This is a genomic window from Priestia sp. TRM10 (genome assembly GCF_057808375.1).
The window spans coordinates 1-443 of the sequence record NZ_JBJZOT010000032.1; the positions used below are offsets into that span (position 1 = coordinate 1).

The following is a 443-nucleotide window of genomic DNA, read 5'->3' on the forward strand; positions in this document are numbered from 1 at the left end:
GGACCACCTGGACCTACCGGTGCTACTGGCGACCTTGGACCAACTGGACCTACGGGTGCTACTGGTGACATCGGACCTGCTGGACCTACGGGTGCTACTGGCGACCTTGGACCAACTGGACCTACGGGTGCTACTGGCGACCTTGGACCAACTGGACCTACGGGTGCTACTGGTGACCTTGGACCAACTGGACCTACGGGTGCTACTGGTGATGTCGGACCAACTGGACCTACGGGTGCTACTGGCGACCTTGGACCAACTGGACCTACGGGTGCTACTGGCGACCTTGGACCAACTGGACCTACGGGTGCTACTGGTGATCTTGGACCAACTGGACCTACGGGTGCTACTGGCGACCTTGGACCAACTGGACCTACAGGTGCTACTGGTGACATCGGACCTGCTGGACCTACGGGTGCTACTGGTGATGTCGGACCAACTGG

Annotated in this window: 1 pseudogene; it reads left to right on the forward strand. The window is 60.0% G+C overall.

Annotated features, from left to right (window positions below):
• Positions 1-443: pseudogene (locus ACK3CR_RS27045) on the forward strand (collagen-like protein); the annotation flags it as partial.